The organism is Microcystis flos-aquae FACHB-1344, assembly GCF_014698375.1.
Lineage (GTDB): Bacteria > Cyanobacteriota > Cyanobacteriia > Cyanobacteriales > Microcystaceae > Microcystis > Microcystis aeruginosa.
The window spans coordinates 35,454-47,858 of sequence record NZ_JACJSW010000197.1 but is presented as its reverse complement, the minus strand read 5'-3'; the positions used below and the strand labels follow the sequence as shown (position 1 = coordinate 47,858).

The 12,405-nt window shown below is 43.6% G+C and carries 13 protein-coding genes, 1 tRNA gene, 1 pseudogene and 1 riboswitch; of the genes and pseudogenes, 9 read left to right on the top strand and 6 right to left on the bottom strand.

Translation table 11 applies throughout. The features are described from left to right. The 3 genes from H6G48_RS20130 to H6G48_RS20120 form a co-directional block, all read left to right on the top strand. On the top strand, window positions 1-305 hold a 305-nt coding region (locus H6G48_RS20130; RefSeq protein ID WP_242034706.1), incomplete at its 5' end, for an RpnC/YadD family protein. A gap of 143 nt (window positions 306-448) precedes the next feature. Further along, window positions 449-754 (top strand): hypothetical protein, encoded by a 306-nt coding sequence (locus tag H6G48_RS20125; RefSeq protein ID WP_002752790.1) that lies wholly within the window; start codon window positions 449-451, stop codon window positions 752-754. Further along, window positions 751-1,161, top strand: coding sequence for a type II toxin-antitoxin system VapC family toxin (locus H6G48_RS20120; RefSeq protein WP_012268333.1), 411 nt, complete (start codon window positions 751-753; stop codon window positions 1,159-1,161). The genes H6G48_RS20125 and H6G48_RS20120 overlap by 4 nt, the downstream gene beginning before the upstream one ends. Window positions 1,162-1,392: 231 nt before the next feature. Here the strand turns inward: H6G48_RS20120 and H6G48_RS20115 are convergent, their stop codons facing one another. Beyond that, window positions 1,393-2,052 (bottom strand): PEP-CTERM sorting domain-containing protein, encoded by a 660-nt coding sequence (locus tag H6G48_RS20115; RefSeq protein ID WP_190722979.1) that lies wholly within the window; start codon window positions 2,050-2,052, stop codon window positions 1,393-1,395. 58 nt (window positions 2,053-2,110) lie between these two features. After that, complete coding sequence (locus H6G48_RS26525) at window positions 2,111-3,070, bottom strand: PEP-CTERM sorting domain-containing protein (protein ID WP_242034705.1); 960 nt, start codon at window positions 3,068-3,070, stop codon at window positions 2,111-2,113. 232 nt (window positions 3,071-3,302) lie between these two features. On the opposite strand from H6G48_RS26525, the gene H6G48_RS20105 reads away from it, so the two are divergent. The 4 genes from H6G48_RS20105 (at window position 3,303) to H6G48_RS20090 (ending at window position 7,414) form a co-directional block, all read left to right on the top strand. Then, on the top strand, window positions 3,303-3,905 hold the full coding sequence (locus H6G48_RS20105; RefSeq protein WP_190722978.1) for a Uma2 family endonuclease: 603 nt from the start codon (window positions 3,303-3,305) through the stop codon (window positions 3,903-3,905). Between the two features lie 173 nt (window positions 3,906-4,078). After that, window positions 4,079-4,213, top strand: a riboswitch (cyclic di-AMP (ydaO/yuaA leader). A 107-nt stretch (window positions 4,214-4,320) separates the two neighbouring features. Next, window positions 4,321-5,160: a nitrate ABC transporter permease gene (ntrB, locus tag H6G48_RS20100; RefSeq protein ID WP_108936655.1), complete on the top strand. Its 840-nt coding sequence runs from the start codon at window positions 4,321-4,323 to the stop codon at window positions 5,158-5,160. Between the two features lie 4 nt (window positions 5,161-5,164). After that, window positions 5,165-6,568: a CmpA/NrtA family ABC transporter substrate-binding protein gene (locus H6G48_RS20095; protein WP_190722977.1), complete on the top strand. Its 1,404-nt coding sequence runs from the start codon at window positions 5,165-5,167 to the stop codon at window positions 6,566-6,568. Window positions 6,569-6,577: 9 nt separating this feature from the next. Beyond that, window positions 6,578-7,414 carry an ABC transporter ATP-binding protein gene (locus H6G48_RS20090; protein ID WP_190722976.1) on the top strand — a complete coding sequence of 279 codons (837 nt, stop codon included), beginning with the start codon at window positions 6,578-6,580 and terminating at the stop codon, window positions 7,412-7,414. 102 nt (window positions 7,415-7,516) lie between these two features. Here the strand turns inward: H6G48_RS20090 and murA are convergent, their stop codons facing one another. Then, entirely contained in the window at window positions 7,517-8,830 is a 1,314-nt protein-coding gene (murA, locus tag H6G48_RS20085; protein WP_190722975.1) for a UDP-N-acetylglucosamine 1-carboxyvinyltransferase, read from the bottom strand. Window positions 8,831-9,021: 191 nt separating this feature from the next. Between murA and H6G48_RS20080 the strand changes: the two genes are divergently transcribed. Then, window positions 9,022-9,105, top strand: a tRNA-Leu gene (locus H6G48_RS20080). Between the two features lie 62 nt (window positions 9,106-9,167). After that, entirely contained in the window at window positions 9,168-9,962 is a 795-nt protein-coding gene (locus H6G48_RS20075; protein ID WP_190722974.1) for a TrmH family RNA methyltransferase, read from the top strand. 31 nt (window positions 9,963-9,993) lie between these two features. Here H6G48_RS20075 and H6G48_RS20070 read toward each other — a convergent pair whose 3' ends face one another. From H6G48_RS20070 to H6G48_RS20060, 3 genes and pseudogenes are all read right to left on the bottom strand, one after another. Further along, a complete protein-coding gene (locus tag H6G48_RS20070; protein WP_190722973.1) occupies window positions 9,994-11,043 on the bottom strand; it encodes a hypothetical protein in 1,050 nt (349 codons plus the stop codon). Window positions 11,044-11,329: 286 nt separating this feature from the next. Then, complete coding sequence (locus tag H6G48_RS20065) at window positions 11,330-11,515, bottom strand: hypothetical protein (protein ID WP_103111104.1); 186 nt, start codon at window positions 11,513-11,515, stop codon at window positions 11,330-11,332. 1 nt (window position 11,516) lies between these two features. Next, window positions 11,517-12,083: pseudogene (locus tag H6G48_RS20060) on the bottom strand (ATPase). Window positions 12,084-12,405 lie beyond the last annotated feature (322 nt).

Here is a 12,405-nt window from a genome sequence, read left to right as displayed (position 1 = left end):
AATTAAGAGATAATTTAAGTACCGAAGAACAGGAGGAGATTATGAACCTATCACCAGCTTATTTACAACAACGAGAAGAGTGGAAACAAGAAGGGATACAAGAAGGGATACAACGAGGCAGTTTAGAAGGACAACTATCGCTGATAACCAGTCTTCTGGAAGGACGGTTTGGCCCCCTAGATGCAGAATTATCTGGTCTGGTGGGACAGATTGCCCAACTTCCCATCTCGGAACGCACCGGGTTACTTCTTTCTCTGGCTAATTTATCTCGCTCAGAACTGTTAGAAAGATTCAGGGAAAATTAAACTTTCAGTCCCAATCTCAAAAACAGACAATTAAAATTCCCGATGAACAATCATTTCCAAATCCTGAAGAACCTTAAATGTCCTGCTTATTTTGCTAGACTAAAGAAGTCCCAATTCTTGATTAGCCTGAGATAGGAAGGATTATGGTCAATCAAATCAGCATTGTCATCTCCAAGAATCCCGACGGATATTCACTCAAATCTCCTGAATTAGCAGCAATTGATTACCAGGATAGCTCTCTAGAAGGCGTTTTAAATCGACTGAAAGATGCCCTGGAAACTCATCTGATGGCTTCTGATATATCTCAAGAGGAGACTGGAGAATCAATTTTAAAGATAGTTGATAGGTTGAATCTGAACTTCCCTGAAGAAGAACTTGAGCCGCTTCCATCTGACGGTGCAGAAGAGCATGACCATTATCTTTATGGGAGTCCCAAGAAAAGGCAATGAAACAAATTTTTGCCGACACTTTCTACTGGGTTGCTTTAATCAATCCCCAAGATAATTGGCATCAACGAGCCAGAGAAGTTACGTCCAGTCTCAAAAATGTTAAACTTGTGACGACGGATGAAGTTTTGGTAGAGCTACTGAATTTTATGTCAGTCCGGGGAGCAAATCGGAAGCGGCGTACTGTCGAATTTATCGATGATCTGCTCCAGAATCCCCGCCTTCAAGTCATTCCGCAAAACCGAGAATCATTCCTGCAAGGATTCGAGTTATACCGCCGCCGTCCAGACAAAGAATATAGCCTGACAGATTGTATTTCAATGACGGTCATGCAGCGCTTAAAAATCAGTCAAGTGTTAACTCACGACAATCATTTTCAGCAAGAGGGTTTCATAATTCTATTTGAATAACAGAGGGAAAATTAAACTTTCAATCCCCCTAAGCTAGGAAAAACTATTCCCAAGCATTAATGGTAGTATATCTGCTGAATTATGGGCAAATCTCGCTCGCAGAACACATGAGTAGAAAACGGGTTTCTCGGAGAAACCCGTTTTCTGTGCGTTACTCAACGGATTTAGTATGACAACTGATAAAAACCCCTCCAATTAATGAAGGGGAATTATCGGATTTTATTGATGGTTTTAGGAGACTTTTGTGGTTTCTTTTTCTGAGGATTTAGAGGATTTCAATTGGCGCTTGAGGGTTGAGGCTGCGCCGAGTGTGCCGAGCGCGAGAAGGCTGAGGGTTGAGGTGGGTTCGGGAACTAAAGTGGCACGAAAATCTGTAACAGTTAAAATCCGTGCAGGGATAGGAAACTTAGGAGGCTGATCAACGAAGATGAGAGGTGGACTAGGTGGTATCTTTTTCTTCCAGGGAAACCCTTTATAATCCCCCTCATAATAAAGGTTATATACTTCGTCACCACCTAGTTCTTGATAGGCTATTCCTCCCAGACTAAAAGTTAGGTTTTGTGTATTAAAAAGATTGTCATTAGTTAATGTTTCGCGATTAGGTGGAAAAGGTTCTCCCACGGGTAACAAATATACCGCCTGGTTTCCACCCATTGGGTTTGTCCCCTGTGTCCCATTGACGAGATCGATGACGCGATACCCAGTAAATCCTGAAACTGTGGTTAGTGTATCCTCTGTAATAAACAGTCCTTTGAAGTATTCTGTACCCAGAGGATCTGCAATTGTAAAAGATACATCCCAAATCGCTGCCGAGACTGGATTCACTCCCAATCCTATTGCTGTATTTACTACGGCAGTTCCAAGAGCCAAGGCTAAAGTCCAATTTTTCATTTTTTACTCCTGAGTAGTGTTCTTGTTAGTGTAAGGTTGTGGTTTTACTTTAAGGCTATTAGCCTACTTTTGTCGTTTCCTTCTCGGCTGATTTGGTGGGCTTTAATTGGCGCTTGAGGGTTGAGGCTGCGCCGAGTGTGCCGAGGGCGAGGAGGCTTAGGATTGAGGAGGGTTCGGGGATAGCTACAGGTCGGAAGGTAACATTATTAGTAATAGGAAGATTGCTAACTGGCAGACCTGTACCTGGATCAATAACTGGTTGACCTGTGCTTGGATCAATAACAACAGGGTTAGAAAAAGTTCCAGAACTTACTATCTTTCGTCTATTCCACAATCCAAACAATGTCCTTACCTCTACACCATCTTCATAATTAAGAGTATCTTGAAATAAGTCAAAATTATATGCTGCTTCTGCTAGCGCAGGAAGAATTCCTTTTACACTAAGTACACCAATTGCGGCTTCTAAACGCAATTTTTTCTCATCAAAATTTTTGAGTGCTGATAATGAAGCACTTACCAACCCATTAGAAACGGTTCCTGTAACCCCTAACTCCTGTTTAAATGGATTAATTGTCACCCCGACAGTTTTCTTAATAGGATCTTTTGGACTTAGCTCAAGTTTTCCATTTCCCTTTCCACTCCATACATCTGTTCCCACTGTTCCTTCACTGTCAAAAGCCAACTCTGGATCGCCTACTAAGACTCCACGATAAGTTACATTAATAGGAAGAAGTGCATAAGTTCCTGTAAGAGTACCTGTCCAGCCTCGATCATCTGTTATAGATGAATAGCTAAACACACTATTAGAATAGAAAGGCAATTGACTTCCTAACAGCAAAATGTCATTTTTGATTATTATTGACTGTAATAGCAGATTGACTTCAGTTTTTACTATCTGTTCTTCAGTAATACCTTCGCCTAAAGCACTAGATGGAAAAAAAGCGAGAGCAAACACAGTAGAGGATACAGCTGTTGTAAATACTGTAATACCTACTGCAAATATATTTTTCTTTTTCATGATAAACATCAGGATAATGCGAATAGCAAAACAATACACATTTCCCCCCCCGAACTGTATTCTAAGCTACATTTTTTAAATATTTACATTCCTCTCCGTCAGGCTTCTTTAGCAACGTTAAGAGCGATCGCCTTCTATCTTTTAGTAGTCAATAATGCCGTTGACAAGAGCTAAGTTAAGATTGAAGGGCATTCAGTTGTTAACTCATGTAATTCTTGAGTAGGGCGAAAATATGACGACACTACTTGTACAAGCGACCTCGGCTCCTTTGATGATTGATCTTCCTTGGATTATGCCGATGACGGAGGAGCAATTTTATGAATTTTGTTTAGCCAATCGAGATTTACGCATTGAACGCAGTGCTAGTGGAGAAGTGATCGTTATGCCTCCTGCTTTTTCAGATACGGGTAATCGCAATTTTAATATAGCTCTGCAACTGGGGAACTGGTCAGAACTAGATGGAACGGGGCTTGGGTTTGATTCTAGTGCGGGTTTTACGCTGCCCAATGGCGCAATTCGTTCACCCGATGCTGCTTGGATTAAATTAGAACGCTGGAATGCTTTAACAGAAAAACAAAAAGCCTCTTTTGCCCCCATCTGTCCCGATTTTGTCATTGAATTACGTTCTGCTAGTGATACGGTATCCAGTTTGCAGAAAAAGATGGAGGAATATATTGCCAATGGTACTTTATTGGGTTGGTTAATAGATCGCCAAAATCGCCAAGTCTATATTTATCGTCCCCATCGAGAACCGGAGATTTTAAATGCTCCTGAAACCATTAGTGGTGATCCAGAATTGCCGGGGTTTGTATTAGTAATGGCTAAGATTTGGTAAATGCGATCGCTGCGGACTCCTGTTATGAATTATGAATTATGAATTGGGGAAGTGGGGAGTGGGTTTTTAAAGTTGGATTGGGAGTTAATCATACTGTTAAAAAAGGATTTAGTATCAGAGGCGACCGGGATTTTCCCACAACTCGATCGAATATGTTATCATTCTGGGCAAATAGAGTAAGTCAGCCTAATTCAACCGTGGTCTGTTGAAGCGGAGGAACCGAATTTGGGGCGAATTTCAGTCAATGAAAAGGACATCTCTCAGTCCTAGCCCGTCAGCTAACTTCGTCGGCATTGGGGGAAGACTGAAGAGAAACAGAATAGGAGATATTCCTGCAAATATTCTGGCTCTTTCAGGATTCTTGGTTGGTACTGCTCATTATCTGTACCTCGATCCTTATACAAGGGTAAATAACATGAATATTGCGGCTATTTTAGTCGCTGGGCGTGCCACAGGCAGGCAAGCGAAAGCTTGGCTGTTTAAGGATGTGGTACTGTATCCGGCGATGGGTTTTATCGGTCTGATTACCCTCTGGTGGGTAATTGCGACTTTCCGAAGTGAATTGATGCCCAATCCTTGGCAGGCCTTGACTAGCAATCTCGATTATATTCTCCATCCCTTCTATCGTCGCGGTCCGGGCAATCTCGGCATCGGTTGGCTATTGCTGGCCAGTTTGCGACGCGTCTTAATCGGTTTTCTGTTGGGAGCATTAGTGGCTATTCCAGTCGGGTTTCTCATCGGGCTATCCCGGCCGGCTATGCTCATCCTCAATCCGATCATTCAAATTCTACGCCCCGTTTCTCCCCTAGCTTGGCTACCCATCTCTCTGGCCATGTTTGGAGTCGCGGAACCCTCGGCCATTTTTGTGATTTTCATCACCTCCCTCTGGTCAACCATGATTAATACAGCCCTAGGAGTCGGTAGTGTACCCAAAGACTATATCGATGTGGCCAGAGTCCTAGAAATGCCCAAATATCGCCAGATTTTTAAAATTATCCTCCCCGCTAGTTTGCCTTACATTTTTACGGGATTGCGCTTAAGTTTAGGAATTGCTTGGCTAGTCATCGTAGCCGTGGAAATGTTAACCGGAGGTGTGGGAATCGGGTTTTTTCTTTGGGATGAGTGGAATCGCTTAAACCTTAGTTCCGTCTTTCTGGCGGTGATTGTCATCGGCGTTACCGGTTTAATCCTCGATTACCTAATTAGCCGTTTACAAGTCCTTGTCACCCATCGTCCCGCTAAACCGGGCAGTTAATACCATGATTCCCCCCATATCTAGACGTACCTTCCTTCAGGGATTGGGGACGACTTTGGTTACTGGTAGTCTGACTGCCTGTACTATCAATGCCAGTCGCAACCCGACGGGATTAACCGAGGCAGCCCTAGCCGTAACCCCGATTATCGATCCGAAAACCCTAGAAAAACCTCACCTCACCGTGGGATATGTCCCCGTCAATGATTGCGCCCCCTTCGCCGTCGCCTGGGAAAAAGGCTTTTTTCGCAAGTATGGACTGAATGTCACCCTCAGTCGGGAAGCAAGTTGGGCGAATTCCCGTGATGGGATTATCTTCGGACGCTTGGACGCTTCTCCCGTGGTCTCCGGGGCGATTACCAATGCGAGGACGGGGGCAGAAGGGGCGCGGGTTGCCCCTCTGTGTGGGGCGATGACTATTCATCGTCACGGTAACGCTATGACCATGAACCGGCCGATGTGGGATTTTGGCCTTCGACCTTGGCGAGAGTATAATGGCGATCTTGAGCAAGCGGGCCGGCAACTGCAAGCCTATTTCCAGAGTATCCCCCCGGAAGAGCGCATCTGGGCAGCGGTCTTGAGTTCCTCCATCTATGAATACTTCCTGCGTTACCTGACGGCATCGATGGGCATTAATCCGATCGAAGAATTTCGTCTTTTGATTATTCCGCCGCCGCAGATGGTCAACAATATGCGTATTGGTACAATGCAAGCTTATATGGTGGCCGAACCCTGGAACACTAGGGCGATTACCGGTAACGAAGGGGTCGGTTTTACCTTTGCCCAGGGACGGGAAATCTGGCAAGGACACCCCGATCGCATTCTAGCGGTGATGGAGTCTTTTATCGAAGAAAACCCGAAAACCTATCGCTCTTTAGTCAAAGCGATGATTGAAGCTTGTCAGTATTGCGATCGACCTGAAAATCGAGAGGAAGTAGCGACGATCATTTCCGGGCGCTCGTTTACAGGGGCAAAACCACAATTTACCCGCCCCGGCATCGTTGGGGATTACAACTATGGGGGTTTCGATGATCGAAAACGTCTGGTTGAGGATCTAGCGACGACAATTTTTTTCGCCATGCCAAAAGATATTGCCAAAGCCGATCACGATCATTCTACCTTTCTCTGGCAATCCGAAAGTCTTTGGTTAATCACCCAGGCCGCTCGCTGGGGACAGATTGCTGCAATACCCAAAAATGCGGAAGAAGTAGCTAAAAAAGCTTGGAAAACCGATTTATACCGTCAAATCGCCGACGATATGGGTATTATTTGTCCCAGCGAAGATTATTACGTCGTACCGCCGGGGGCTTTTATCGATCAAAAAGCTTTTGATCCTAGCGATCTCGTCGGTTATCTCAACAGTTTTGAAATTCGCGCCAATTCACCTCAATTCTTTTATTTGCAGGGATAATTAATTATTATGACCCAATTCTCCTCTGTTCCTAACCCGCTCTCAAGTTCCTTTTCCGGGGAAGAATTTTTAGAGATTAAAAATATCGTTAAAGCTTATCCTAAGGCTGATGGCAGCAATTTTGTTGTCCTTGATGGGGTCAATCTGACTATTAGTTCCCAGGAATACATTTCGGTGATCGGTCATTCCGGTTGCGGCAAATCGACGCTTTTAAAAATTATCGCCGGTTTAGAACAAGCCTCCTCGGGACAGGTCACTTTAGAAGGAAAATTAATTCGTAAACCGGGGGCTGACCGCATGATGGTTTTTCAGCATTATTCTCTTTTGCCCTGGTTGACAGTGCGAGAAAATATTCGCTTGGCGGTGGATGAAGTTCTTAAAAGTGCTAGTAAAGTTGAAAAAAATAGCCTTGTTAATGAACATTTAGCTATGGTGCATTTAACGGCCGCTGCTGATAAATATCCCGAAGAAATCTCCGGCGGAATGAAGCAGCGGGTGGGCATCGCTCGCGCTTTGGTAACTCGACCGAAAATGCTATTGATGGATGAACCTTTTGGGGCTTTAGATGCTTTAACTAAGCGAAAATTACAACAGGAAGTGCTGAAAATTTGGGAGAGTCACCGGCAAGCGGTGATTATGATTACCCATGATGTAGATGAGGCAATTTTCATGTCCGATCGCATTGTTTTAATGACCAATGGGCCCCATGCTAATATCGGTGAGATTTTAACGGTTCCTTTTACCCATCCCCGGGATCGTCACGCCATGCGAGAAACTCAAGAATATTATGATTTAAGAAATCATGCTCTCGATTTTCTAGAGCGTTATTTTACGGCAGATGAATAGGCGGTGAAAAAGTCAGATAATATCTGTAGGGGCGAAGCATTCGGATAGGAAATCTCCGGTTTCAGCGATAGGTTATTGCCCGAATGCTTCGCCCTTTTTCTATTAAGATTGGGTCAGGGTAGCCAATTCTAAGGCTAAAGGATCAACCCGGCGTAAATTTGCCCCTAATGCTCTTAATTTACCCTCTAAATTATCGTAACCTCGATCGAGGTGATGGAGTCCCTGCACAATAGTAGTCCCCCGGGCTGCCAATCCTGCCACCACCAAAGCTGCCGAAGCGCGTAGATCCGTGGCCATCACCGGCGCTCCAGAGAGGAAAGGCACACCGCGCACTAAAGCCACATTTCCTTTGACCTTGATATCTGCTCCCAGACGCTTTAATTCGGCCACATGACGCAGACGATTTTCAAAAACCGTCTCATTAACCACGCTACTGCCCTCGGTTAAAGTTAATAGAGCCATAAATTGGGCCTGCATATCTGTGGGAAAACCGGGATAGGGCAGGGTTTCGATATCGGTGGCTTTTAAGTCTTTAGGGATAATCCGGAGACGATTAGGACCATCTTCCACCACTTCCGGACCGATTTCGTGCAGTTTGGCAATTACCGAAGCTAAATGGCTGGGAATCACGGGATAAAGACTAATTTCCGAGCGGGTAATCGCCCCGGCTATCAGTAAAGTCCCAGCTTCAATGCGATCGGGAATGATACTGTAATCGGTACTGTGCAGACGGGAAACTCCCTCGATGACAATTGTATTGGTCCCGGCACCGCGAATTTTTGCCCCCATGGAAACACAAAAATTGGCTAAATCAATCACCTCCGGCTCCTGGGCCGCATTACCGAGAATGGTTTCCCCGAACGCTAAAGTCGCCGCCATCATTAGGGTTTCCGTCGCTCCCACACTGGGATAATCCAGATAAATATTCGCGCCTTTCAGACGACCATTACCCTTAACGCGGGCGTGTACCATGCCGCCGTCAATTAATACATCTGCACCCATTGACTGTAGGCCTCTAACGTGCAGATCCACTGGTCTGGCCCCAATGGCGCAGCCGCCGGGGAGGGGAACTTTTGCTTCTCCTAAACGGGCTAAAATCGGTCCGATGGCGAAAAAACTGGCTCGCAACTGGGAGACGAGATCGTAGGGTGCTTGAGCTTGTTTGAGGTCTCTGCCATCAATCTCTAGTCTATCTCCGGTGCGACGGACTTGCACGCCCAAAGCCGAGAGAATTTGACTCATCCGCTCGATATCGGCCAGGGCAGGTACATTACTAATCTGGCACTCGTCGGAGCAGAGTAAAGCTCCCGCCATAATCACTAGAGCGGCATTTTTGGCACCACTGATCTTGACTTCACCCTTGAGAGAGTGACGACCTTGAATTTCTAAATAGGGATGCTCGGTATCGATGGTCATAGGATGATTCATTTATCTTGGTTGGCAGTCTTGGCTAAGGAGAGCTTCGGCAAAATGACACTGCATTTTATCAGATTTTTGAGGAAATTATTGGTGATTCTACCCCGAAAAGCGATTTTTGTCTTAATTATCTGAACTATCTTGACTTATGGATTGTCCGATAGTATAATAAAAGATTGTGAAAGAAAAATGCGGAACTGGCGGAATTGGTAGACGCGCTAGATTCAGGTTCTAGTGTCTGCAAAGACTTTCGGGTTCAAGTCCCGAGTTCCGCATTATCTCCCTCAAGACGCAGTTGTTTAGGGCAGCCCTAGCGGGGTGAAAAATCCGATTGGCTATGATTAGCAGTGTTCAAAACCCTTTAATCAAGCAAATTCGCAAGCTACACCGCACTAGAGAGCGACAAGAGCAGAATTTGTCCTTAATTGAGGGAACGCACTTACTAGAGACGGCTTTAGCCCTGAATTGTTCCCTAGAGACGGTTTGTTATACTGAAAAGTGGCAGCAAAGACAGGGAGAATTAGCGGAGAAGCTTCCAAATCAAGCCAAACGAGTCGAGATAGTTTCCCCGGAAGTCCTCGCTTCCCTAGCAACCACGGTTAATCCCGATGGTGTGATTGCCACTATTTCCCGTGATCACCTTCATCCAGTCCCCCAAAATCCGCTACAATTGGGCTTAGTTTTGGAAAGATTGCAGGATCCGGGTAATCTCGGCACTATTATCCGCACTGCCGTGGCTACGGAAGTACAGGGTATCTGGTTAAGTCTCGATAGCGTCGAAATCGATAACCCGAAAGTGATCCGCAGTTCGGCTGGGGAATGGTTTCGATCGCCCCTAGTGGTAGAATCGGATTTATCGGCTTTAGTGAAAAAATATCAAGCACAGGGGGTAAAAGCGATTGCGACTTTACCCACAGCCACAAAAAACCACTGGGAGATTGATTTTACCCGTCCGACTTTAATATTATTAGGCAATGAAGGAGCCGGTTTATCACCCCAATTAGCGACTTTAGCCGATGAAACGGTGAAAATTCCCCTCTTTGGTGGTGTGGAATCTTTAAATGTTGCGATCGCTACTGCTGTCATCCTCTACGAAGCTAGAAGACAATTATCCTACAGTAGGGTGGATTAGCGTCAGCGTAATCCACCGTTAAAACCGACAGTTATATTACTTCATTTTCATCGGATGATAATGCAAGCTTTTCAACGTTTACAGAACCTCCAGTAACTAACATTCCTATATCCCCGCATCGTACATCGGACTGTTTATTTGATGTTGCTGATACTAGATTAATAACGGATTTTATAAATGCCTCAAGACGTGGAAGTATTAAAAAAACAAAAATTGACAAACTGGCTAATGATAGCAAGGGAGATATAAAAATATCAATAATGGAGATAGAAGAAAAACTTGTTCTTATCAAAGGTAGCAACACAAAAGCAAAAAGACAATTCGTCAAGAAAACTCTTACCTGTTCAATGTCGTCTGCAACTTTTTTTTCTTCAATTTTGATAAAACGTACATCATCATCATTTTTAGTGTGGTGCTTGAAGTCCAGAGCTTGACTTTTCAGTCCTTGTACAATAAATCTAAATCCTAGTTTTTCTTGTGGTTTAATAACACCTATTCTAAACTTTTTCTCATGCTTGCCAAGACTGGTTTCGGTAAGTTCTTTAAGCTCCATTTCAGGTTCTATTTTTTGGGGACAGTAAAATACATCTAAGACTTCATCGATATTTGTGAATTCAAATCTTATTTCTTGATTTTTAATTTGTTGATTACCTGTATTCTCAATATCAAAAAGTGCATAAAACATATTTTGTGCTGGCTTTCCATTGTACAAGATACCAATTTTGTTCTCGATATCTTTTTCAATATTGCCAATAATTCCGCTTTTGACAAGCTTGCTATAAGAAATTTGCTTTCTTGGTTCACTTTTTTTCTTGAGTAGTTCAATAATAAAATTGGCAAGAAATCCAATTATTCCAGAAACAATTGCAATAATTATTCCATTCAATAATTCATTGGAAGTTGGAGAAGATTGGTTGCTTAAATTACTTGTTTGAGCAATTGCTTGTGAACTAGAAGCAAGAAGCAAAAATTGTGAACTAAGACTAGCAAAAATAGCAGATAAGAAAAAAATAATCGAGAACTTAACCACTCGATTCGCACTTATATCAGTTATCTTAATGGTGAGGTACGAAGTTTTCATTTTAGGTAGTCAGGAGTCGGTCGTCGATATCGAATCAGGTTACACTTCATCTTTATGAGAAACGCTGTAATAGACATCGGCCTAATATTGTATCACGACTGAAAATCTTTGGGAACCTCGAAAAATATAGTTGAGTAGATTGGATTAGCTACAGCGTAATCTTCCGTTAAAACTAAGATTAGCATCCGGGTAATCCCGCCTTAAACCTTCTAAATTGCTTATTTTTCGTTTCTAGTCTTGATAGAATTGCCGCGAATAGTGAAATTTGAGACAGTCAACCAATTTTTTACACTTCCGTTTTTTTGGCAGGTTTTGGCGGAATTTGCGCGGCTGTTAAGGTGACAATTTGGCCATCTTTGAAAATGCTGATAGACTCTCCTAAGAGGCGGTGTCTCTCAATTGCTTCTGCGATTGCGACTCTAACACCTGTATCGATTTTCTGATGCAGTTCCGTTAAGGTTGGTTCAGTCATTTTAGTTTCTGGTAATGATTCGGAAGGTGTCTGGGTTATAAATAATAGGAGGTTGATTAAATCCTAACGCAGCAACTAAGTGCGGTTCATCCCCAGAATTATCATAGATAACCCAAGTATCGCACAAAGGTAAATACAACTGCACGAGGTTAATGCGTCCCCGCTCATAACGACGACGAACCACATCTTCAGGAATATTATGACCGCCACTGGCTACCCTTCTGTGAACTCTCTCTAAAGCTAATTCTGGACTTTGTAGCCAAAAATAAATAAGATTGAGCCTATAGCCAGAACTTTGACAGTCTCTCAAAAAACGGGCAAAATGTCAGGATGCCAGGGTGCTTTCAAAAGCAAAATCTATTCCTTGGCACTTCAGTGTTATCAGTCTTTCTAACATCAACCGTCCTGCTTGGATAGCAACCGACTCAGGATTAAAAGGTGAGAGTCCGGCGGCAATTTCATCGGCGTTAACGTACTCGATAACGCCTAAAAAGTTGGGTAAAAGTTTTTTAGCGACGGTGGTTTTCCCGGAACCATTGGGGCCACCAATTAGATAAACGTCAGACATGAGGGAAAAGCTCGTCCTCCAGATTATTTTGAGATAACCTCGAACTAAGTACCAGTGGTACCAGTTTACCAGAAGTGGCTACTCTCCTAGATGATGGTAATCTGAGAACATTTGGCGATGACGGTTGCCAAGAGGTTTTCACTAATCTCGATCGAATTCGTTACCCTGAAAAATCCTGTATTTTTTAACAATTCAGACTAAATCTTTCAAGGAGGAGTTTACAAATTTCCTTGGCATAAGTTGATATTTGAGAGACGAAAATATAGAAGCAGCTGATTATTTACTAACCTACTTTTTTTAATTTTTAACGGGTTAGGGCTGG